At 65.0% G+C, this 20,222-nt stretch carries 18 protein-coding genes; 16 read left to right on the forward strand and 2 right to left on the reverse strand.

The window, feature by feature from the left end:
* Both SE91_RS05405 and fdhD read right to left on the reverse strand, forming a co-directional pair.
* Window positions 1-274 (reverse strand): NTP transferase domain-containing protein (locus SE91_RS05405; RefSeq protein WP_245318331.1); only part of this gene is annotated, 274 nt, incomplete at its 3' end.
* Window positions 261-1,151: a formate dehydrogenase accessory sulfurtransferase FdhD gene (gene fdhD, locus SE91_RS05410; protein ID WP_060736847.1), complete on the reverse strand. Its 891-nt coding sequence runs from the start codon at window positions 1,149-1,151 to the stop codon at window positions 261-263. The genes SE91_RS05405 and fdhD, both read right to left, overlap by 14 nt.
* A gap of 214 nt (window positions 1,152-1,365) precedes the next feature.
* Here fdhD and mobB point away from each other — a divergent pair, with 214 nt between their 5' ends.
* The 16 genes from mobB to SE91_RS05490 form a co-directional block, all read left to right on the forward strand.
* Window positions 1,366-1,893, forward strand: coding sequence for a molybdopterin-guanine dinucleotide biosynthesis protein B (mobB, locus tag SE91_RS05415; protein WP_061846842.1), 528 nt, complete (start codon window positions 1,366-1,368; stop codon window positions 1,891-1,893).
* A 9-nt stretch (window positions 1,894-1,902) separates the two neighbouring features.
* Window positions 1,903-3,159 carry a molybdopterin molybdotransferase MoeA gene (locus tag SE91_RS05420; RefSeq protein WP_061846843.1) on the forward strand — a complete coding sequence of 419 codons (1,257 nt, stop codon included), beginning with the start codon at window positions 1,903-1,905 and terminating at the stop codon, window positions 3,157-3,159.
* Between the two features lie 46 nt (window positions 3,160-3,205).
* Window positions 3,206-3,439: a sulfurtransferase TusA family protein gene (locus tag SE91_RS05425; RefSeq protein ID WP_061846844.1), complete on the forward strand. Its 234-nt coding sequence runs from the start codon at window positions 3,206-3,208 to the stop codon at window positions 3,437-3,439.
* A 127-nt stretch (window positions 3,440-3,566) separates the two neighbouring features.
* Window positions 3,567-5,000: a sigma-54-dependent transcriptional regulator gene (locus SE91_RS05430; RefSeq protein ID WP_061846845.1), complete on the forward strand. Its 1,434-nt coding sequence runs from the start codon at window positions 3,567-3,569 to the stop codon at window positions 4,998-5,000.
* Entirely contained in the window at window positions 4,993-7,017 is a 2,025-nt protein-coding gene (locus SE91_RS05435) for a sensor histidine kinase (protein ID WP_061846846.1), read from the forward strand. Before SE91_RS05430 ends, SE91_RS05435 begins: the two co-directional genes overlap by 8 nt.
* Before the next feature lie 343 nt (window positions 7,018-7,360).
* Window positions 7,361-9,013 carry an OFA family MFS transporter gene (locus SE91_RS05440; protein ID WP_061846847.1) on the forward strand — a complete coding sequence of 551 codons (1,653 nt, stop codon included), beginning with the start codon at window positions 7,361-7,363 and terminating at the stop codon, window positions 9,011-9,013.
* An 83-nt stretch (window positions 9,014-9,096) separates the two neighbouring features.
* Window positions 9,097-9,366 carry a hypothetical protein gene (locus SE91_RS05445; RefSeq protein ID WP_060736845.1) on the forward strand — a complete coding sequence of 90 codons (270 nt, stop codon included), beginning with the start codon at window positions 9,097-9,099 and terminating at the stop codon, window positions 9,364-9,366.
* Between the two features lie 277 nt (window positions 9,367-9,643).
* A complete protein-coding gene (locus tag SE91_RS05450) occupies window positions 9,644-11,347 on the forward strand; it encodes an NADH-ubiquinone oxidoreductase-F iron-sulfur binding region domain-containing protein (protein ID WP_061846848.1) in 1,704 nt (567 codons plus the stop codon).
* Window positions 11,344-14,112, forward strand: coding sequence for a formate dehydrogenase subunit alpha (gene fdhF / locus SE91_RS05455; protein WP_061846849.1), 2,769 nt, complete (start codon window positions 11,344-11,346; stop codon window positions 14,110-14,112). The genes SE91_RS05450 and fdhF overlap by 4 nt, the downstream gene beginning before the upstream one ends.
* 205 nt (window positions 14,113-14,317) lie before the next feature.
* The gene (ybaK, locus tag SE91_RS05460) at window positions 14,318-14,791 is read left to right on the forward strand and encodes a Cys-tRNA(Pro) deacylase (protein WP_061846850.1); all 474 of its coding nucleotides are present in this window, start codon (window positions 14,318-14,320) and stop codon (window positions 14,789-14,791) included.
* A gap of 18 nt (window positions 14,792-14,809) precedes the next feature.
* The gene (locus tag SE91_RS05465) at window positions 14,810-15,895 is read left to right on the forward strand and encodes a HupE/UreJ family protein (RefSeq protein WP_061846851.1); all 1,086 of its coding nucleotides are present in this window, start codon (window positions 14,810-14,812) and stop codon (window positions 15,893-15,895) included.
* A gap of 163 nt (window positions 15,896-16,058) precedes the next feature.
* The gene (locus SE91_RS05470; RefSeq protein ID WP_061846852.1) at window positions 16,059-16,502 is read left to right on the forward strand and encodes a hypothetical protein; all 444 of its coding nucleotides are present in this window, start codon (window positions 16,059-16,061) and stop codon (window positions 16,500-16,502) included.
* Complete coding sequence (locus tag SE91_RS05475) at window positions 16,499-17,356, forward strand: alpha/beta fold hydrolase (protein WP_061846853.1); 858 nt, start codon at window positions 16,499-16,501, stop codon at window positions 17,354-17,356. The genes SE91_RS05470 and SE91_RS05475 overlap by 4 nt, the downstream gene beginning before the upstream one ends.
* Before the next feature lie 16 nt (window positions 17,357-17,372).
* Window positions 17,373-18,569: an ABC transporter substrate-binding protein gene (locus SE91_RS05480; RefSeq protein ID WP_061846854.1), complete on the forward strand. Its 1,197-nt coding sequence runs from the start codon at window positions 17,373-17,375 to the stop codon at window positions 18,567-18,569.
* Between the two features lie 64 nt (window positions 18,570-18,633).
* Window positions 18,634-19,515: an NAD(P)-dependent oxidoreductase gene (locus tag SE91_RS05485; RefSeq protein WP_082813669.1), complete on the forward strand. Its 882-nt coding sequence runs from the start codon at window positions 18,634-18,636 to the stop codon at window positions 19,513-19,515.
* An 8-nt stretch (window positions 19,516-19,523) separates the two neighbouring features.
* Window positions 19,524-20,222, forward strand: a 699-nt coding sequence (locus SE91_RS05490) for an IclR family transcriptional regulator (protein WP_063921286.1), incomplete at its 3' end; no start/stop codon positions are given.

The raw sequence follows: 20,222 nt of genomic DNA on the forward strand, positions 1-20,222 counted from the left end.
CGAGAATGCCGGCGAGCGGGCCGGGAAAGCCGGGCACATCGTCGGCGACGATCGGCAGGCCGAATGCGGCGAAGCGCGCGGGATCGCCGTTGGCGTTGAGGATCAGTCCGCTGCACTGGGGCGAAAGGCGCGCGATCACGCGCTCCAGGATAGTGCGGCCGCCGATCGTGCGCATCGGCTTGTCGCCGCCGCCCATGCGGCGGGCGAGGCCGCCGGCGAGCAGCACGCCAAGAGTTGGCGGAATGCGCGTGGCCGGAAAACTAGTCGTCACCACCTTCACCCTTGCGCTTGTGCTTGGCCGATTCCTCCTCGACGTAAGCGAGGTCCTGGTCGTAGACGATGCGTTCATCGCCCGAGAGTGCGATGAAGCGCTTGCCGCGGGTGCGCCCGACCAACGTCAGTCCGACCTGCCTTGCGAGATCGACGCCCCAGGCGGTGAAGCCCGAGCGCGACACCAGGATCGGGATGCCCATGCGCACGGTCTTGATCACCATCTCCGAAGTGAGGCGCCCCGTGGTGTAGAGGATCTTGTCGGAGGGGTCGACGCCGTGGCGGTACATCCAGCCGGCGATCTTGTCGACGGCGTTGTGGCGGCCGACATCCTCGGTGTAGCAGAGCGGAGCGCCCCCCTTGCACAGCACGCAGCCATGGATCGCGCCGGCCTCGAGGTAAAGCGAGGGCATGGTGTTGATGGTCTGCGTCATCTGGTAGAGCCAGGAAGTGCGCAGCTCCGCCTTCGGCAGCGCGACGCTCTCGACCGCCTCCAAGAGGTCGCCGAAGGCGGTGCCCTGCGCGCAGCCCGAGGTCTGCGTGCGCTTCTTCAGCTTGGCCTCGAAATTGGTGTGGTGTTCGGTCCGGACGACGACCACCTGGAGGTCGTCGTCGTATTCGACCTCGGTGACCACGTCATTATATTTCAGCATGTTCTGGTTCAGCAGATAGCCGAGCGCCAGATATTCCGGATAGTCGCCGATCGTCATCATGGTGACGATCTCCTGCGAATTCAGATAGAGCGTCAGCGGCCGCTCCATCGGGACCTTGATCTCGACCCTGGCGCCGGTCTGGTCGATCCCGGTCACGCTCTGGGTCAGGCGCGGATCGTCGGGGTTGGGGACGATCAGGGGCACCGGGGTCTTGTCGATCTTCATCATGGCCACGACGTTAGCATGACATTGGGGTCAAGCCGATATATGCATGGCGGGGAGATAACGAAATGCGGGCCTCGTCGTCATTGCGAGCGCAGCGAAGCAATCCAGACTTTCTCCGCGGCGGCAGTCTGGATTGCTTCGTCGCTACGCTCCTCGCAATGACGGGGTGGGACTGAGGTTCCACCGGGACCAAATCGCTTGCGGAGACGGATCGAGCATGAGAGTCATCGGCCTTGCAGGCTGGAGCGGGGCGGGCAAGACCACGCTATTGACGCGGCTGATCCCGCATTTCAACGCGCTAGGCCTGCGCGTCTCCGTCATCAAGCATGCGCATCACCAGTTCGACGTCGACGTGCCAGGCAAGGATTCCTGGCGGCATCGCGAGGCCGGGGCGGCCGAGGTGCTGGTTGCTTCGTCGAAACGCTGGGCCCTGATGCACGAGCTGCGCGGCACCGCGGAGCCACGGCTGCCGGAACTATTGAGCAAGCTGTCCGCGGTCGATCTCGTCGTGGTCGAGGGCTTCAAGCGTGAGCCGCACCGCAAGATCGAGGTGCATCGCGCCGCCAACGACAAGCCGCTGCTGTTCCCCGACGATCCCGGCATTGCCGGCATTGCGACCGACGTCGCGGTTGACACCCGCCTGCCGACCGTCCATCTCGACGATATCGAGGGTGCTGCGGCGCTGATGCTGCGCGCGGCGATGCCGGTTGAGGAAGCGGTGGCAAAAAGCGCCGCGATGCGCTGACGAGGCACCATGGCGCAACTGTCTGACGATTGCTTTGCCTTCGGCGGCCCGATGATGTCGGTCGACGAGGCCGTTGGCCTCATCACGGCGCGCGTCAACGCGATTGCCGATCTTGAGACGGCGCCGCTGGTCGAGGCGGACGGGCGCGTGCTCGCGCGCGACGTTGCTGCGCCTCTGCCGTTGCCGCCGTTCACCAACTCCGCCGTCGACGGCTACGCCGTGCGCAATGCGGATCTTCCTGATAGCACGGAGCAGGCGTTTCCGCTCGACGGCCGCATTCAGGCCGGCGGCCTTGCGCAGGCGCCGATCAAGCCGGGCCACACCGCGCGCATCTTCACGGGCGCGCCGACGCCGCCAGGCGCCGAAACCGTCTTCATGCAGGAGGATGTCCGCATCGACGCTTCAGGCAAGATCGTGCTGCCGCCCGGATTGAAGCCCGGCGCCAATGTCCGCCCGGCAGGCGAGGACATTCCCGAAGGGCACGTCGCGTTGCGCGCTGGCCAGCGCCTATTGCCGCAGCACGTTGCGCTCGCCGCAGCGTTCGGCCTGACCAAGCTGGACGTCGTGAGGCGTATTCGCGTTGCGGTGTTCTCGACGGGAGATGAACTCGCCTCCCCCGGTGAGCCGCGCGCGGCGTCACAGCTGTTCGATTCCAACCGCTTCATGCTGATGGCGATGTTGCGCCGGCTCGGCTGCGAGGTCGGCGATCTCGGCATCCTGCGCGACGAACGCACCTCGCTCGCGAACGGCCTGAAGCAGGTTGCCGGTGGTCATGACCTGATCCTCACCACCGGCGGTGTCTCGACCGGCGAGGAGGATCACGTCAAGGCCGCGGTCGAGAGCATCGGCTCGCTGGTGCTGTGGCGGATGGCGATCAAGCCGGGCCGTCCCGTGGCGATGGGCATCATCGATGGCACGCCGCTGATTGGCTTGCCCGGCAATCCCGTCGCGAGCTTCGTCACCTTCGTCCATGTGGTGCGGCCGACGGTGCTGGCGCTGGCGGGCGCCCTGCCGGAGCCGCTCTTGCCGATCCCGGTGCGCGCCGCGTTCACCTACAAGAAGAAGGCGGGCCGGCGCGAATACGTCCGCGTTTCCTTGCGGCGCGGGGAGGACGGCGCACTGGAGGCGATCAAGTTCCCGCGCGAGGGCGCGGGGCTCTTGTCGTCGCTGGTCGAGACCGCGGGCCTCGTCGAGCTCGGTGAAGCCGTCACGGGCGTCGAGCCCGGGCAGAGCGTTGGCTTCCTGTCCTACGCCAGCCTGATCTGATCCTGCATGCGTTGACGCCGCGATCCCGCCCCGCCATGGTGCGGCGATGACTAGGACGACACTCGATCTCACTGGGCTGAAATGCCCGCTACCGGCCCTGAAGACCCGCAAGGCGCTCAAACCGCTTAAGGCGGGAGACCAGCTCGAAGTTCACTGTACCGATCCCCTCTCGGTGATCGATATTCCCAATCTGATCCGCGAGACCGGCGACAAGGTCGAGATCACCGAGCGCAACGAGGCGCGCATCGTGTTCCTGGTCGAAAAGAGCGCCGCCCCGTAAAAAGGCGAATATTCACGGCGGCGACGGTTGACTATGCTGGGCCCGCGGGGGAAACGGCCGGAGCTTCGCTGCGATGCGAAAGACGCCGTTTGTTGCGGTGGATGATCTCAAACCTAAGACGTCGGGCATGACTTTCTCAACAACGAGGGCAAGCGCAGCCGCAACGCCCGCGGTTGGCCGCGAGCCTGCCGCAAAGCTCGGCAAGACGGCTGCGGGGCCGGAGTTCAGCGCGCTGGCGCAGGCCTCCATCCTGATCGTCGACGACGAGCCGGGCATGCGCAATTTCCTGGTGCGCACGCTGGCACCGCGCTGCAAGCTGGTGGACGAGGCGGCCGACACCGACCAGGCCTCGCGCAAGCTCGATTCCAATCGCTACGACGTCGTCATTCTCGACAACATCATGCCGGGCAAGAATGGCGTCGACTGGCTCGCCGAGCAGCGCGCCGTCGGCTTCTTCGCCGACGCCATCCTGATCACCGCCTATGCCGACCTCGACACCGCGATCCAGGCGCTGCGCGCCGGTGCGGCTGACTTCGTGCTCAAGCCGTTCCGCTCCAACCAGATCCTCAACGCGGTGGCACGGTGCCTCGACCGTGTCCGCCTCCAGCGCGAAAACTACGTCCTGCGCTACGCGCTGCGTGCCTCGTCCGACCGCACCTTCCTGCGCGACAATCTGATCGGACAGTCGGCAGCGACGCTGCGCGTGCGTGAGACCATCGCGCGCGTCGCGGGCCTGCCGACCTCGATTCTGCTCACCGGCGAATCCGGTACCGGCAAGGAAGTGGCAGCGCGCTCGATCCACTCGCTGTCCGACCGCGCCGACAAGCCGTTCGTGCCGGTGAATTGCGCGGCGATCCCGCCCGAGATGATCGAGGCCGAACTGTTCGGTCACATCAAGGGCGCTTTCACCGGCGCGGACTCGGGGCGCGAGGGCTTGTTCCTCTATGCCCACGGCGGCACGCTGTTCCTCGACGAGATCGGCGAGCTGCCGCTGCCGATGCAGAGCAAGCTGCTCCGCGTGCTCGAAGACCGCCGCGTCCGTCCTGTCGGTTCCGAGCGTGAGGTTCCGGTCGACCTGCGCTTCATCTTCGCGACCAATGCCGAGCTGCAGAAGGAGGTCGAGAAGGGCCGCTTCCGGGCCGACTTGTTCTACCGCCTCAATGTGATGCAGATCCGCCTGCCGCTGCTGAAGGATCGCGGCGACGACGTCCTGGAGCTTGCCGCCATCTTCATGAGCAAGCTGTCGGTCCAGCTCGGCATGCCGCCGGTGCCGATCGACGCCTCGGTGCGGGCGGCGCTCGCCAGCTATGACTGGCCGGGCAATGTGCGCGAGCTACGCAATCTGATCGAGCGTACGCTGATCCTCGGCGCCTTCCCCGACGATTTCGCCGGTTCGCGTGCCGACGGGCAATCGGCGCCGGCCGACAGTCTCGCGGAGCTTGAGCGCCGGCACATTCTCGGCGTGCTGAAGGAGGTCAGCGGCAATCGCGAGGAGGCGGCCCGGCGCCTCGGCATCTCGCGCAAGACTATCGACCGCAAATGCGCGTTGTGGGATGTCTGATGCCGCAGGCCGCAGCGGCGAGCGCGTGCGGGGACGCTCCGTCCGCTTTCGGCTGCTCGCGATCGCGCTGCTGCCGATGCTGGTCATCCTGCCGCTGCTGCTCGGCGTCGCGATCTATCGCTGGAACGCGAAATTCGACGCGACCCTGATCTCCAAGGTGAACGGCGATCTCACCATCGCCCACCAATATCTCGCCCGCATCCTGGAAAAGACCGGCGTTCAGCTTCGCGCGCTCGGCCTGTCGGCCCGTTTCCAGGAGGTGCTGGCGCAGGATGCGCGCGGTCCCTTGCGGGACCTGCTCGACGAGACCCGCAAGGAAATCGGTCTCGATTTTCTGTATTTGACCAACGGTCGCGGCGACATCCTGGCCTCATCGCCGCCGCTCAAGCAGCAACCGAGAAGTGACTGGCCGATCATCACCTCGTCGTTGTCGGGCGAAGTCCCTGCGACGGGCGTCGATATTTTCGGCAATGACGAGCTCGCCGCGATTTCGCCGGAGCTGGCCGAGCGCGCGCGATTGGACCTCGTGCCGACCCCCAACGCGGTGCCGACCGACCGGAGCGCCGAGACGCGCGGCATGGTCGTGCATGCGGCGAGCCGGGCGATGCTGCCCGACGGTGGTGCCGCGGCGCTGGTCGGCGGCACGTTGCTCAATCAGAATCTCGAATTCATCGACACGATCAACGATCTCGTCTATCGCGCGGCGAGCCTGCCGGAGGGCAGCCAGGGCACCGCGACGCTGTTCCTGGACGACGTGCGGATATCGACAAACGTCCGTCTGTTCGAGGGGCGGCGCGCGCTCGGCACGCGCGTGTCGGCGGCGGTGCGCTCGGCCGTGCTGGGCGAGGGGCGCACCTGGCTCGACAGCGCCTTCGTGGTCAATGACTGGTACATCTCCGCCTACGAGCCGCTGGTCGACAGTTACGGCAAGCGGGTCGGAATGCTCTATGTCGGCTTCCTGGAGAAGCCGTTCAGCCAAGCCAAATACCAGACATTGCTGATCATCATCGCAGCGTTCATCGCGATCACCGCGGCGACGGTGCCGATCTTCCTGCGCTGGGCCAGCTCCATCTTCATGCCACTGGAGCGCGTCACGGCGACGATCGGCGAGGTGGAGCGCGGGAATCTCTCTGCCCGCACCAAGATGCCGGTGTCGGGCGATGAGATCGGCCGCGTCGCGGTTCATCTCGATAGCCTGCTCGACCAGATCCAGGAACGCGACCGGCAGCTTCGGGAATGGAATGAGGAGCTGAACGTCCGCGTGCGGGAGCGCACGAGGGACCTCGAGCATGCCAATCTCAAGCTCGAGGCGACCACCAAGCAGCTCATCATGTCGGAGAAGCTGGCTGCGATCGGCGAGATCACTGCCGGCGTCGCGCACGAGATCAACAATCCGATCGCGGTGATGCAGGGCAATCTCGACGTCATCCGCAGCGTGTTCGGGACCGATGCCGACAAGGCGAAGGTCGAGTTTCGCCTGCTCGACGAGCAAATCCACCGCATCAGCCAGATCGTGACCAAGCTGCTGCAATTCGCAAGGCCGGAGGAATATGCCGGCTATGTCGAGCGCCATGCGCCGGCCAGCGTCATCTCCGACTGTCTGCCGCTGGTGCAGCATCTCCTGAACAAGACCGAGATCGCGGTGGTCAGGGATGACCGCGCCAGCCGGTTCGTGCTGATGAACCGCAGCGAGTTGCAGCAGGTGCTGGTCAATCTCATCGTCAACGCGATCCATGCCATGCCGGACGGCGGAACGCTGACGCTCCGCTCCTTCGATGCTGAGCGCGAGGGCCATCAAGGCGTCGCCATCGAGGTCACCGATACCGGTATCGGCATGAGCGTCGAGGTGATCGAGAAGATATTCGACGCCTTCTACACCACCAAACGGCGGCAAGGCACCGGGCTCGGCCTCTCCATCAGCCAGACGCTGATCAAGCGTCAGGGCGGACAGATCACGGCCGAAAGCCGCGTCGGCTCCGGGAGCACATTCACGGTGTGGCTGCCGGAAGCGACCTGATTGGACATTTTGTCCGAGGGGTTCAGGACATTCTGTCCTCTGCACTATATTGCATCGCGGGAAGTCATTGAATCGTCACGACGCGACGTCTGGCACGCGCGTTGCTCTTCTCAAGACAGGGTGTTGAGGGGGAACGAGGGCGCGAAGCCGTCAGGGCGACGCTGCTTGCGAGGCGAAGGGACGTCACTCGCGATCAGCTGCCTGTTCGGCGCACATGAGGCGATGCGCACCAGACCATTCCACTTCGACATGAAGTCCGACCTGTCATGCGCGGCCGCCAGGCATGCGCGCGGCAGGTCTCAAACCGATGTGCCGGCAAGGCCGCGCTTGGGAGGTGATGCTTATGACGACTGCCGATACCGTTCTTGCACCGGTTGGTGCTCCCGGCTTTCTCGATCGTGAACGCACGATCGCGACGGCCGGCTTCAATCGCTGGCTGGTGCCGCCGGCGGCGCTGTGCATCCATCTGTGCATCGGCATGGCCTACGGCTTCTCGGTGTTCTGGCTGCCGCTGTCGCGCGCGATCGGGCTGAGCGCGCCGAAGGCCTGTCCGGACATGTCTCTGTGGCAGGAGCTGTTCACGACCACCTGCGATTGGAAGGTCGCCAGCATGGGGTGGATGTACACCCTGTTCTTCGTGCTGCTCGGCATCGCGGCGGCGGTCTGGGGCGGCTGGCTCGAGCGGGTCGGCCCGCGCAAGGCCGGCTTCGTCTCGGCGCTGTGCTGGTGCGGCGGCCTGTTCCTCGGTGCGATCGGGATCTACACCCATCAGCTCTGGCTGTTGTGGCTGGGCTCGGGCGTGATCGGCGGCATCGGTCTCGGCCTCGGTTACATCTCGCCGGTGTCGACGCTCGTGAAATGGTTTCCGGACCGCCGCGGCATGGCGACGGGCATGGCCATCATGGGCTTCGGCGGCGGCGCCATGATCGGCGCGCCGCTGGCGAACCTGCTGATGAACTACTTCAAGACCCCGGCCTCGGTCGGCGTCTGGGAGACCTTCGTCGCGATGGGCGTCATCTACTTCGTGTTCATGATGATCGGCGCGTTTCGCTATCGCCTGCCGCCGCCCGGCTGGCAGCCCGAGGGCTGGACCCCGCCGGTCAAGGCCAATGCGATGATCTCGAAGAACAACGTCCATCTCAACGATGCGCACAAGACGCCGCAATTCTGGCTGATCTGGTGGGTGCTGTGCCTGAACGTGTCGGCCGGCATCGGCGTGATCGGCATGGCCTCGCCCATGCTGCAGGAGATCTTCGGCGGCAAGCTGATCGGCCTGCCGGACGTCGGTTTCAACGCGCTGGACGCCGGGCAGAAGGCGCAAATCGCGGCGATCGCCGCGGGCTTCGCCGGATTGCTCTCGCTGTTCAACATCGGCGGCCGCTTCTTCTGGGCGTCGCTATCGGACAAGATCGGACGCAAGAACACCTACTACACGTTCTTCATCCTCGGCATCGTGCTCTATGCGCTGGCGCCGACCTTTGCGGCGATGGGCTCGAAGCTGCTGTTCGTGGTCGGCTTCGGCATCATCCTGTCGATGTATGGCGGCGGCTTTGCCACCGTGCCGGCCTATCTCGCGGACATGTTCGGCACGCAGTTCGTCGGCGCCATCCACGGCCGGCTGCTGACGGCGTGGTCGACGGCGGGCATCATCGGTCCCGTCGTGGTCAACTACATCCGCGAGTTCCAACTCGCGGCCGGCGTGCCGCGTGACCAGCTCTACAACACCACCATGTACATCCTGTGCGCGATGCTGGTCGCGGGCCTGATCTGCAACTATCTGATCAAGCCGGTCGATGCGAAGTGGCACATGAAGGACGCCGACGTCGCCAAGTTGCAGGCGGCCAGCGCCAGCGCCGCCGCCGCGGGGCCGCACGGCTCCTATGGCATCGGCTTTGGCGGGCTCGACGCCAAGGCGGCGCTGTTCTGGGCGTTCGTCGGCGTTCCCCTGGCCTGGGGCGTATGGAAGACGCTGGAGAGCGCGGTCAAGATTTTCTGATCGCACGTTCATCGCGAGCGGGAGCGCGTCACGCGCTCCCGCCGTTCATTTCTCTTGTTTCAAGCTTACCCCTGGGGGATTCGATGGTTCGTAAACTCGTGTGTGCCGCCGCCGTGCTGCTCGTCGCCGGCGCCCTGCAATCCGCATCCGCACAAACCGCCGCGGCGCCGCCCGCCGCGACCGAGGCCAAGCCCGGCAAGATCAAGCTGAGCGCGCAGAAGCTCAAGGACATGAAGGCCAAGTGGAGCGCCAACAAGTCGAAGCTCAAGGACTGCCGCAAAGACGTGAAGGCCAAGGGCCTCGCGGGCGACGACCGCTGGTTCTATATCGAGGAGTGCATGGGTAAGAGCTGACCCTCAGCATCGGGGCATAGCGAAGCTGCTTCGGAACGGGAGTGCGATAGGATTTCGCTATCGCAGCATAGGACGCCTTTATTGATCTCCTGATCAATTCAGGCTTCGTTCTATCGGTTGGCGCGTTGAACCTACGCAAGGCCGGGTCCGCGTAGCGAACCAGGGTTCATTCTCGGGCCGCGCTTAACTGCTTCAGTGAAAATGATAATCCTCTTGGCATCTGGCATGCCAAGAGCTAGAACTTGAGCCGTTCTAAAGTCGAGATCGAGACGAATCGATGAGCCACGACGTGCATAAGGTCCGCCCGTTCGAGCATCCCGGCGAGGGGCGCCGGCGCGCCAAGGCCACCCCTAAGGGCCGCCAGGTCGATCCGACCGCCGGGCACGAGATCGAGCTTCTGCTCGGCGACCGGCCGCGGCGCCGCGATCTCCTGATCGAATATCTGCACCTGATCCAGGACAAATATCACCAGATCTCGGCTGCGCATCTGGCCGCGCTCGCCGACGAGATGAAGCTGGCCTTCGCCGAGGTGTTCGAGACCGCGACCTTCTATGCCCATTTCGACGTGGTGAAGGAGGGCGAGCCCGACATCGCGCCGCTGACGATCCGTGTCTGCGACTCGCTGACCTGCGCGATGCTCGGCGGCGAGAAGCTGCTCCAGGATTTGCAGAGCGCGTCGGGGCCGGGCATCCGGGTGGTGCGCGCGCCCTGTGTCGGCCGTTGCGATACCGCGCCGGCTGCCGAGGTCGGCCACAATTTCGTCGACCACGCCACGGTCGCCAATGTGATGGCGGCGGCGAAGGCCGGCGACACCCACGCGCATCTGCCCGATTATGTCAGCTACGAGGCCTATGTCGCCGGCGGCGGCTACAAGCTGCTCAATCGCCTGCGCTCCGGCGAATTGTCCAAGGACGACCTTCTGAAATCGCTCGACGACGCCTCGCTGCGCGGTCTCGGCGGCGCCGGCTTCCCGACGGGACGCAAATGGCGCGCGGTGCTCGGCGAGCCCGGCCCGCGGCTGATGGCGATCAACGGCGACGAGGGCGAGCCCGGCACGTTCAAGGACCGCGTCTATCTCGAAAGCGATCCGCATCGCTTCATCGAGGGCATGCTGATCGGCGCGCATGTGGTGCAGGCTTCCGACGTCTACATCTATCTGCGCGACGAATATCCGGCCTCGCGCGAGATCCTGGAGCGCGAGATCGCAAAGCTGCCGCCGGGCGGTCCGACGCTGCACATGCGCCGCGGCGCCGGCGCTTACATCTGCGGCGAGGAATCCTCGCTGCTGGAGAGCATCGAGGGCAAGCGCGGCCTGCCCCGGCACAAGCCGCCGTACCCGTTCCAGGTCGGCCTGTTCGGGCTGCCGACGCTGATCAACAACATTGAGACGCTATGGTGGGTGCGCGATATCGTCGAGAAGGGCGCCGACTGGTGGAAGGGCAATGGCCGTCATGAGCGCCATGGCCTGCGCAGCTTCTCGGTCTCCGGCCGCGTCAAGAATCCCGGCATGAAGCTGGCGCCCGCTGGCATCACCGTGCGCGAATTGATCGACGAATATTGCGGCGGCATGGCCGACGGCCATCAGTTCTACGCGTATTTGCCGGGCGGCGCCTCCGGCGGCATCCTGCCGGCGTCGATGGACGACATCCCGCTCGATTTCGGCACGCTGGAGAAATACGGTTGCTTCATCGGCTCGGCCGCGATCGTGATCCTGTCGCAAAAGGACAGCGTGCGCGCGGCGGCGCTGAACCTGATGAAGTTCTTCGAGGATGAGAGTTGCGGCCAGTGCACGCCGTGCCGGGTCGGAACCCAGAAGGCGGCGCTGCTGATGCAGAAGCCGGTCTGGAACCGGGCCTTGCTGGAAGAATTGAGCCAGGCGATGCGCGATGCCTCGATCTGCGGGCTCGGACAGGCGGCATCGAATCCGCTTTCATCGGTGATCAAATATTTCCCTGACGAGTTCAAGGAAGCGGCGGAATGACCAAGATTACGTTCGAGCTCGACGGCAAGCAGGTCGAGGCCAAGCCCGGCGAGACCATCTGGCAGGTGGCCAAGCGTCAGGGCCGCGAGATCCCGCATCTGTGCTATTCACCGGCGCCGGATTATCGCCCCGACGGAAATTGCCGCGCCTGCATGGTCGAGATCGAGGGCGAGCGGGTGCTCGCCGCATCGTGCAAGCGCACGCCGTCGGTCGGCATGAAGGTGAAGACCGAGTCCGCGCGCGCAACTGCAGCGCAGAAGATGGTGATGGAGCTGCTGGTCGCGGACCAGCCGGCGCGCGAGACCAGCCACGATCCGGATTCGAAATTCTGGCACTGGGCTGAGACGACGGGCGTCACCGACAGCCGCTTCCCGGCCGCCGAGCGTTGGGCGACCGATGCCAGCCATCCGGCCATGCGCGTCAATCTTGACGCCTGCATCCAGTGCGGCCTGTGCGTGCGCGCCTGCCGCGAGGTCCAGGTCAACGACGTCATCGGCATGGCCTATCGCAATCACGGCGCCAAGATCGTGTTCGACTTCGACGATCCCATGGGCGAGTCGACCTGCGTCGCCTGCGGCGAATGCGTGCAGGCCTGCCCGACCGGCGCGCTGATGCCGGCCGTGATGCTCGACGACAAGCAGACCCGCGTCACCTATGCCGACAAGAAGGTGGACTCGCTCTGCCCGTTCTGCGGCGTCGGCTGCCAGGTCACCTACGAGGTCAAGGACGAGAAGGTGATCTATGCCGAGGGCCGCGACGGCCCCGCCAATCACAACCGTCTCTGCGTCAAAGGCCGCTTCGGCTTCGACTACATCCACCATCCGCACCGCCTGACCAAGCCGCTGGTGCGGCTGCCGAACGCGAAGAAGGATGCCAACGACCAGGTCGATCCCGCCAACCCCTTCACTCATTTCCGTGAAGCGAGCTGGGACGAAGCGCTCGACATCGCCGCCAAGGGCCTCGTCAGGATCCGCGACGAGAAGGGCGTGAAGGCGCTGGCGGGCTTCGGCTCGGCCAAGGGCTCGAACGAAGAGGCCTATCTGTTCCAGAAGCTGGTGCGCACCGGTTTCGGCTCAAACAATGTCGACCATTGCACGCGGTTGTGCCACGCCTCCTCGGTCGCGGCGCTGTTCGAAGGCCTGAGTTCGGGCGCGGTGTCGGCGCCGTTCGCCGCCGCCATGGACGCCGAAGTCATCATCGTGATCGGCGCCAATCCGACCGTGAACCATCCTGTCGCGGCGACCTTCATCAAGAACGCGGTCAAGCAGAACGGCGCAAAACTGTTTGTGATGGACCCGCGCCGGCAGACGCTGTCGCGCCACGCAACCAAGCATCTGCAGTTCAAGCCGGGCTCCGACGTCGCCATGCTGAACGCGATGATCAACACGATCATCACCGAAGGCCTGACCGACGACCAATACATCGCGGGCTATACGGAGGGCTTTGACGACCTCAAGGAGAAGATCAAGGAGTTCACGCCGGAGAAGATGGAGCCGATCTGCGGCATCCCGGCGCAGACCCTGCGCGAGGTGGCGCGGACCTATGCACGCGCAAAATCGTCGATCATCTTCTGGGGCATGGGCATCAGCCAGCACGTCCATGGCACCGACAATGCGCGCTGCCTGATCGCGCTTGCGCTGATCACCGGCCAGGTCGGTCGCCCCGGCACCGGCTTGCATCCGCTGCGCGGCCAGAACAACGTGCAGGGCGCATCCGACGCCGGCCTGATCCCGATGTTCCTGCCGGACTATCAGCCGGTCGGCCGCGACGACATGCGCAGCAATTTCGAGAAGCTCTGGCAGCAGGATCTCGATCCCGTCCGCGGCCTGACCGTGGTCGAGATCATGAACGCGATCCATGCCGGCGAGATCAAGGGCATGTATATCGAGGGTGAGAACCCCGCGATGTCCGATCCCGATCTCCAGCATGCGCGCCACGCACTCGCGATGCTCGATCACCTCGTGGTGCAGGACCTCTTCGTCACCGAGACGGCGTTCCATGCCGACGTGATCCTGCCGGCCTCGGCCTTCGCGGAGAAGGACGGCTCCTTCACCAACACCGATCGCCGCGTGCAGCTGGCGCGTCAGGTGATCAAGCCGCCCGGCGATGCGCGGCAGGATCTCTGGATCATCCAGGAGATCGGCAAGCGCATGGGCCTGCCCTGGAATTACGCCGGGCCCGGCGACGTCTTCACCGAGATGGCCGAGCTGATGCCGTCGCTGAAGAACATCACCTGGGAGCGGCTGGTGCGCGAAGGCGCGGTGACCTATCCCGTCGACGATCCGAACAAGCCCGGCAACGAGATCATCTTCACCACGGGCTTCCCGACCGCGAGCGGCCGGGGCAAGATCGTGCCGGCCAAGGTGATCCCGCCGGACGAGATTCCCGACGACGAATATCCGATGGTGCTGTCGACCGGCCGCGTGCTGGAGCACTGGCACACCGGCTCGATGACCCGCCGCGCGCAAGTGCTCGACCAGATCGAGCCCGAGGCGGTCGCGTTCATGTCGCCCAAGGACATGCGCAAGAAGCAGCTCACACCCGGCGACTTCATCCGCCTGGAGACCCGCCGCGGCGCCGTCGAGGTCAAGGTCCGCTCCGACCGCGACGTTCCCGAGAACATGGTGTTCATGCCGTTCTGCTACGCGGAGGCGGCCGCGAACCTCTTGACCAATCCGGCGCTGGACCCGTTCGGCAAGATCCCGGAATTCAAGTTCTGCGCGGCAAGGGCGGAGCGGGCGGTGATGCAGGACGCGGCGGAGTAAAAAGCCGCGTCTCGGCACGACCCGTGCCATACGAACTGCTGTCATGCCCCGCGAAGGCGGGGCATCCAGTACGCCGCGGCGCATCGGTTCATTCACCTCTGTCTCGGAGTACTGGATCGCCCGGTCAAGCCGGGCGATGACAGCGGTTGGGGTGGCTTGGGCCACATCCCTTCGCTCCCCGCAGCGAAGGTGGTAGACATGGCCCATGTCCAAGGTCACCCCCGCCACGCGAGCGCTCGCCGCCGCCGGTGTCGCCTTCACCGTCCACAGCTACGACTACGATCCTGATGCCGAAAGTATCGGGCTCCAGGCGGCCGCCGCGCTCGGCGAGGACCCCGCGCGCGTCCTGAAGACGCTGATGGCGCAGGTCGATGGCAGGCCGGTCTGTGTGGTCGTCCCCTCCGACCAGGAAGTCTCGATGAAGAAGCTCGCCGCAGCCGCTGGCGGCAAGTCGGCGCAGATGATGAAGCCGCCCGAGGCCGAGCGCGTCACCGGCTACAAGGTCGGCGGCATCAGCCCGTTCGGCCAGCGCAAGCAGGTCGGCACGGTCATCGAGCAGAGCGCGCTTGCGCATGATCTCGTCTATCTCAATGGCGGCCAGCGCGGCTTGCAGGTGCGGCTGAAGCCGGCCGATGTGCGCGATGTCCTTAAGGCAGTCGTGGCGGATGTGCTGGCGTGAGCGCGATGGAGCGGGATCATGAGGTGGCTGCTTCTGGCGTGGCTCACGGTTCTGCTCGGCGTCGCGCTTCCAGCGGAGGCACATGAGGTCAATCTCGTCACGGCGCGGGTGGCGTTGACACCCGATCGCATCGTGAGCATCGAGCTCGGATTGAAAGGCAGCGATGTCGACCGCCTGATTGGCACGAAGATTTATGATGCGAGACGAGACGCGGTCGATCCCGCCGCGGTCGAAGCGGTCAAGCCCGCGATCCTCACCTATATGGGCACGCACCTGGCTGTCACGGGCGGTGGCAGGGCTTGTCTGCCTGCAGACGCCGCGATCCTGGCCGACGGCGACGGCATCGTCTATCGCCACAGCTTTGCCTGCGCCGACGCTGCCGGCGACATCGTCTATCGCGCCACCGTGCTGACCGAGAGGGACAAGGCTGCGCGACAAGTCGTGCTGATCGCGCAGGGGCGGACAGAAACGCAGGCCCTGCTCGATGCCGGCAACACGATGGTGACACTTTCGGTCGCGCCGCCGTCGCTGTGGTCGACGATGCAGCGCTATGTCATCACCGGCATCGAGCACATTTTCCTCGGCTACGATCACATCGCATTCCTGATCGCCGTGGTGCTGTGGGCGCGACGGCTCGTTCCCGTCGTCAAGATCGTGACCGCCTTCACCGTCGCGCATTCGATCACCTTGTCGCTGGCGGCGCTTGATGTTCTCGTCATCCCGAGCAGCATCGTGGAGCCTGCGATCGCGGCCTCGATCGTCTTCGTCGCCATGGAGAACTTCTTCTCGCACGATGTAGACAAGCGCTGGCGGGTGGCTTTTCTGTTCGGACTGATCCACGGCTTCGGCTTCGCCGGTGTGCTGCGCGAGATCGGGCTGCCGCCGAACGCAGCGGTGCCAGCACTCGCCGCCTTCAATATCGGCGTCGAGATCGGGCAGATCGCGATCGTCGCGGTGGCGCTGCCGATCCTCCGACTCGCCGATCGATTGATTGCTCAGGATCGGTCCGAACCGGTGAGGGCGGCCAGGCTGGTTTACACGCTGTCGGCTGTCATCGGTCTCCTCGGCAGCTATTGGCTGCTCGCGCGCGCCTTCGAAGCTTGAGATCAAGCCGACCCGCGGCTGGACAAGCTCATCGCCGCGGCGCCCCGCCTCCCGCATCGGAAGAAACTCCTGCGCACTTGAGTTCGCTCGCAAGCCCTGTATAGAACTGGAATAGAAATAGAATATCGTTCTGTTGGATAGAACGAACGCGAGGGACGAAACGATGGAAGCCGAACGCGACCGTCCAGACGACGATTCGCCGGTGCCGTTCACACCCGATGCTGTCATCGCGGCCTTCCAAGCGATTCCCGACCTCCTCGCCCACGACGAGGCCCTGGCTGCCCGTGGGCGCTGGCTGGATGTCGATTGTCTGCTCGGGCCGAGCACGCAGCCATTTCATCTGTCCATTCGCGCAGGACGGATCGTGGAGATGGCGCCGGCGCCGGTGCTGATGCGCTCCTGGCGTTTCTCCTATCGCGCGACGCCCGCCGCGTTCGCGGCATACTGGCAACGCATGCCGCCAGCGGGCTGGCACGACCTGCTGGCTTTGACCAAGCGCGGGCAGGCCACACTCGAAGGCGATCTGCATCCCTTCATGGCGCATCTTCAGTACTTCAAGGATCTCCTGGCGCTGCCAAGACAGCACGGTTTTGGAGGCGCGTCATGAACGGCTTCATCGAGCCGATCGTCGGACGCTATGTGCATGTCGACATCGACGGCGAGATCAACAGGATCTATTTCGAGGAAAACGGCAGTGGCATTCCCCTGGTTTGCCTGCACACCGCGGGCTCCGACGCCCGGCAGTGGCGTCGTCTGCTCGTCGATGACGAGTTCACTAGGCGTTTCCGCGTCATCGCCTTCGACATGCCCTGGCACGGCAAGTCCAATCCGCCGGACAGCCAATACGGTACCGAGTACCGGCTGACCACCGCGAGCTACACCGCGACCATTCGCGCGTTCTGCGACGCGCTCAAGCTGGACCGACCGGTGGTGATGGGTTGCTCGATCGGTGGCCGCATCGTGCTCAATCTCGCCATCGAGCACGCCCGCGAGTTTCGGGCTCTGATCGGGCTCGAGGCCGCGGACTTCCAGCAGCCCTGGTACGACACGGCTTGGCTGAACCGGCCCGACGTTCATGGCGGCGAGGTCTGCGCTGCCTTGGTGTCGGGTTTGATCGCCCCCGGCGGCCCCGAAGTTGCACGTGACGAGACGTTGTGGGGCTACAAGCAGGGCGGCCCCGGCATCTTCAAGGGCGATCTCTATTTCTATCGCGTCGATGGTGATCTTCGCGGACGCACGGGCAGCATCGATGTCAACCAGTGCCCGCTTTATCTGCTGACCGGAGAATACGATTTCTCCTGTACGCCGGAAGACACGCTGCGGACCGCCGCCGGCATTCCCGGCGCGAAGGCCACCGTGATGGAGCGGCTTGGCCATTTTCCCATGAGTGAAAATCCAGATCAGTTCCGCCGCTACATTGCGCCGGTGCTGCAAGACATTCTCGATAAGCAAAAGTCGTAAGCGGGAGGCGTATGTTATGAAGTTTGGTTGGATGATCGCGGCCGTTCTGGCTGCACAGACGGGTGCCGCGGTGGCGGCCGACAATGTGATCAGGATCGGCGTCCTCAACGACCAGTCCGGTGTGTTCGCCGACAATGGCGGACGCGGCTCGGTCGCCGCCGCAAAGCTCGCCGCCGAGGATTTCGGCAACGAGCTGCTCGGCAAGAAGATCGAGATCATTTCGGCCGATCATCAGAACAAGCCTGATATTGCATCGGCCACCGCGCGAAAGTGGTTCGACAATGAGGGCGTCGACATGATCGCGGACGGCGCGGCCTCCTCTGCCGGCTTTGCCATCCTCGAAGTTGCCAAGCAGAAGAACAAGATCTTCGTCATCTCCGGTCCGGGCTCATCCGATTTCACCGGGAAGGCCTGCTCGCCTGTCAGCTTCCACTTCAACTACGACACCTACGCGCTGTCGAAGCTGACCAGCGACGCGATCACGCGGGCCGGGGGCAAGACCTGGTACTTCGTGACGGCCGACTACGCCTTCGGCCACGCGCTTCAGCGCGATGCCACGAAGTTCATCGAGGCCGCGGGCGGCAAGGTGATCGGCTCGGCCGCGCATCCGCTCGGCACCGCCGACTTTGCCTCCTTTCTGTTGCAGGCGCAGGGCTCGAAGGCCGACGTCGTTGGGCTCGCGACGTCGGGCGCGGACGTGCAGACCGCGATCAAGCAGGCGGGCGAGTTCGGCATCGTCGAGAGCGGCCAGAAGCTTGCCGGCCTGCTCGTCTTCATCACCGACGTGAATTCGCTGGGCCTGAAGGTCACCCAGGGCTTGCAGGTGACGACTTCGTTCTACTGGGACCTCAACGAGCAGACCCGCGCCTGGTCTAAGCGCTACGCCGCCCTGATGGACGGCAAGGTCGCGAGCATGGTGCAGGCCGGCGTCTATAGCGGCGTCCATCACTACCTCGCCGCCGTGAAGGCAGCCGGCACCACCGATGCGACCGCCGTCGCGGCCAAGATGCACGAGCTGAAAGTCAACGACATGTACAACAAGGACGTTGCGGTCCGCCCGGACGGGCGCGTGCTGCACACGATGTATCTGGTGCAGGTGAAGAAGCCGGAGGAGTCCAAGTACAAGTTCGACTATTACCGGGTCGTCAGCTCCAAGCCGGGCGAAGAGGTGTTCCGGCCGATGAGCGAAGGCGGCTGCCCGCTGGTGAAGTAACTGCGTCGGCCGGGCGGGATCGACACCCGCCCGGCCGCGCAGGATTTTCGAGGGAGAGTAAGGAATGTTTGGTTCGATTGGGTTCATCGGTCTTGGCGTCATGGGCGAGCCGATCTGCCGCAACCTGTTGCGCAAGAGCGGCCGGGCGATGCTTGCGTTCGATCTCGCCGCGGAGCCGCTGGCGCGGATCGTTGCCGACGGAGCGACGGCGGCGAAGTCGGTCGGGGATCTCGTCGCCGGCGCAGAGACGATCTTCCTGTGCCTGCCCAGCGCCAAGCACGTGATGTCGGTCTTCGAGGGCATCCTGCCGGTGATCAAGCACGGTCAGACCGTGATCGATCTCGGCACGTCCGACGTCGGCCAGACGCGTTCCTTTGCCAGGCAGCTTTCGGACAAGGACGCGCTCTGGATCGATGCGCCGATCGCGCGAACCCGCCAGGCGGCGCAGGATGGCACGCTCAGCGTCATGGTCGGCGCGACAGAACAGCAGTTCGCGGCGGTCGAGCCGCTGATCCGGCATTTCGCGACCGATGTCACCCTTTGCGGCGGGACCGGCGCGGGGCAAGTGACGAAGATCCTCAACAACATGGTGCTGTTCGAGACCGTCAATGCCCTGGCAGAGGCGGTTGCGATCGCCAAGCACAGCGGCGTTGAGCCGAGGCTGCTGCTGGAGACGCTGTCCAAGGGATCGGCGGACAGTTTTGCCCTGCGCAATCACGGCATGAAGGCGATCGTCGCCAAGGAGTTTCCGCTGCGCGCCTTCTCGACCGAATACGCCATGAAGGACCTTTCCTACGCGCTGGAGCTCGGAGCGCAGGCCGGGCTTAACCTGCGGGGCGCTGCGCTGATGCGCACGATCTTCCAGGAGACGATCGACAAGGGCATGGGCGATGCGTATTTTCCGGTCATCGCAAAGCTCATCGATCCCTCCGGATTTCCGCAATAGGAGACCCCATGCCTTCGCCCGGCGTCGCAGCCGTCGACCGCGCTCTGAGCATCCTGGCGGCCTTCGAGGATGCGCCGGAGCCAATGACGCTGGCGGAACTCGCCCGGCGTACCAAGATGTACAAGAGCACGCTGTTGCGGCTGATGACGTCGCTCCAGGATTTCGGCTATCTCGTGCAGTTCGCCGATGGTCGCTATCATCTCGGCCCGACGCCCTTCCGGCTCGGCGCGGTCTATCAGCGGAGCAACAATCTGCATGACCGGGTGGTGCCGCTGTTGCGCCAGCTCGTAGCTGATGGCACCGAGAGCCCGTCGTTCCACGTCCGGCATGATGCCAAGCGCCGGCTCTGTGTCTTTCGCGTCGATTCCCAGCATTCGACGCTCGACCGGGTCGAGGCTGGCATGCTGCTGCCGCTCGACCGCGGCGCCGCCGGCCGGGTCATCCTCGCTTTCGACGAAGAGAAGGGCGAGGGCTACGACGAGATCCGAGAGGGCTGCATCGCAGTGTCTTTCGGCGAGCGCGATCCCGATTGCGCCGGGCTGGCCTGCCCGGTGTTCGGTCCTGGCGGCAAATGCGCCGGTGCCTTGTCGCTCTCGGGGCCGAAGCCGCGCTTCACGCGGGACAACATCAAATCGATGACGTCGCTGTTGCTGAAAGCCGCGATCCGCCTGACGCGCGCGCTCGGCGGTCCGACCGAGCTGCTCGAC

This window comes from Bradyrhizobium sp. DOA1, assembly GCF_001593325.1.
Classification (GTDB): Bacteria; Pseudomonadota; Alphaproteobacteria; order Rhizobiales; family Xanthobacteraceae; genus Bradyrhizobium.